The organism is uncultured Thiodictyon sp. (genome assembly GCA_903837595.1).
Lineage (GTDB): Bacteria > Pseudomonadota > Gammaproteobacteria > Chromatiales > Chromatiaceae > Thiodictyon.
In genome coordinates this window covers 1-2164 of record CAILVI010000123.1, presented here as the reverse complement: position 1 = coordinate 2164, position 2164 = coordinate 1, and the positions used below count along the sequence as shown (strand labels likewise).

Below are 2164 nucleotides of genomic sequence, written 5' to 3'. Positions count from 1 at the left end.
GGTAGTTGACGAGCTGGCCATCGCCCTGCGAACCGATCACGAACAGCGGCGGCAGTTCGCCCTGGGCAATGCCGGCCGGGAACTGGATGTAGACACGCTCGCCGTCATCGAACGCGCGCAGGGGCTGCCACGGCGGATTGTCGCCGCTGATCGCGTAGCGGAACCTGATTTGTTCCAACGCCAAGCCAGAGTCCACCGGTGCCGCGGCAAGCGCCTGCTGCGCTTGCTTCTGCAAGGCCAGCAGGCGATCCTTCGGGTAGTCCCACGAAACGGAGGCCATCCACGCCTGTGGTGTGGAAGACAGTTCGAGCAGGTAGGTGCGACGGTTGGTAGTGATGACGAGGTTAGTTTTCAGGCCGATGCGCGTGGGTTTCACGAGGATGTTCACGCGCAGGCTGGCACCCGCACCGCTGGTCGTGTCGCCAATAATCCAGCGCACCGTATCGCCCGCCGAGACCGTCACCAGTTCTTCACCCTGCTGCAGGGCGATCACGGTGACGCGACCCGGACTCGTATAGACCTGATACAGCGCTCCATCGGCATAGGGCCAGACCTGGATGGCGTTAACGTAGCCGTCGCGACTGGGGGCGACGCGGGCTTCGGCATTGGCACGCACCACGCGCACTTGATCGATGGGCGATTCGGTGACTGGCTTGTCCTCGGTGGTTGCCAGCGCTTTCAACTGCTCGGGTAGCGGCAGCGGTGTCGGCACCTCAACCACCTCGATCGGCCTTGGCGACTCCGGCAGCGTGTGTGCCGCAACCGGTTCGTCCAGTGTGAAGTCAGGCGGCGGCTTGCCGGGCGTGGCGCAACCGGTGACGTTTGCCAATGCGGCGAGCAGGCATACCGGCAATACGTAGCTACGGAATTGAGTCTTCATGGTGTCTTGGCTCCTTCGGTCACGTCGAGTTCACGGCTCCAGGACAGGCCGTTGATATAAATGCCCAGCGGGTTCTTGCGCAGACGCTCCTCGGTGCGCGGCGGTTGCAACTCCACCGACAGCACCGCGGTCCAGCGTTCGATCCCCGCGGGCGAGCCGTTGGCATAGTTGCGTTCGGTCCAGCGCACCTGGAACGAGGATTCGCTGGCGCGGACTACGCTGGTGACCTCTACTGCCGTCGACATCTGGCCGATGCGCGCGAAGGGATCGTTGCTGCGCGCAAAGTCGTTCAGCGTCGCCCCGCCCTTGTCCGTGGTGTAGGCGTAGGCCTCCAGCCAGTTCTGCCGCACGACGATGGGGTCGATCGACAGCGAACGCACGTCGGTGAGGAAGCGTGCCAGGTGGTAGGCGATTTGCGCGTCGTTGGGCTTGTAGGGTGTGGCCGCTTCGCCCACCGCGCGCACCTGGCCGCCGGTGGCGACCTCGACCACATAAGGCGTGACGATGGACTGCGCCGATCGCCACACCAGTCCACCCGCCATCAGCATTGCCAGCGTCAAGCAGCCGAAAGCGATCAGCCGCCAGTTCCTGGCCTGCACGCGGGCGCTGCCGATGCGCTGGTCCCATACCTGTGCGGCAGCCTGGTAGGGGGTGATCGGCTCGGGCGTGTCCGAGTAGCGCACCTGGGGTCGTTTGAAGCGCATGGTCACCTCTCCTCAAGGATTCGATTGGTCGCGCAGGCTGGGGCTGGCACCGCTGCCGCCGTGGTCCCCTGAGCGCAGGGTGTGTGCAGCAGCCGATGCGCCTTGGCTGAGGCGCTGGTTACGTTGCAGGCGTTCTGCCCAGGCTGGCGCGCTTGCGGTCGGCGCAGTCCCCGTTGCCCCAGAAGCCGCCGTTGCCATGGAGTCTTTAGCTGATTTGGCGCTTGTGGCGACACGCTGCCCGAATGCACTGACGGCACTTCTGGCCACGCCAGCGAAGCCGGCACCGGCGGCACGCAGGCCGCTCGCGCCGGAGGCGGTGGCCCCGGACTGGTAGGCCGATCGGAAGCCAGTGGCCAAGTTGCTGGTGGCGCGTGCGGCACTTGGCGCCATGCGCGCACCAGCCGCCACCGCGGCACCGCCCGTGGCGATCACGGCGCCACCGGCCACCGCCAGCCCCACAGCACCCAGCGCCGTACCGGCCGCCGCCCCGGCGCCGAGCTGCGGTGCCCCCGACACCAGCCCGGTGGCAATCCCCGGCCCGAAGATACCCAGTCCCAGCATCGCCAAGGACGCCAGCATG

The 2164-nt window shown here is 66.6% G+C and carries 2 protein-coding genes and 1 pseudogene; all 3 read right to left on the bottom strand.

Annotated elements, in window-relative coordinates:
* On the bottom strand, positions 1-880 hold an 880-nt coding region (trbG, locus tag QZY44_RS06705), incomplete at its 3' end, for a P-type conjugative transfer protein TrbG (RefSeq protein WP_295443993.1).
* Complete coding sequence (gene trbF / locus QZY44_RS06700) at positions 877-1584, bottom strand: conjugal transfer protein TrbF (RefSeq protein ID WP_295443990.1); 708 nt, start codon at positions 1582-1584, stop codon at positions 877-879. The genes trbG and trbF, both read right to left, overlap by 4 nt.
* Positions 1585-1596: 12 nt before the next feature.
* A pseudogene (locus QZY44_RS06695) lies at positions 1597-2164 on the bottom strand (P-type conjugative transfer protein TrbL); the annotation flags it as partial.